Genomic DNA, 301 nt, shown 5'->3' on the forward strand with positions numbered 1-301 from the left:
GGGCGCCCGGCGGGGGGCCCGGCCCCCCCCCGCGCCGGCGGCGACCGGCGCGGCCGGGGCCGGCACGGCGGGCTCGGGCTCGGACGCGGGCTCGACGGCACGCCCGGCCCCGCGCACAGCCGCCGGAACGGACGCCGCGACGGGCGACGCAACTGGCGACGGCGCCTCCCGCACGGCCACCGCCGCCGGGACGGTCGCGGGCGCTCCGGAGACGGCGGCCGCTTCCACCCCGACCGAAGCGGGGGGCGGGGGGGCGGCCGCAGCCCCGACCGGCGCACCAACCGAATCGCGCGCCGCCCCC

Origin of the sequence: Kitasatospora sp. NPDC059817 (assembly GCF_042731835.1) — a bacterium.
GTDB lineage: Bacteria > Actinomycetota > Actinomycetes > Streptomycetales > Streptomycetaceae > Kitasatospora.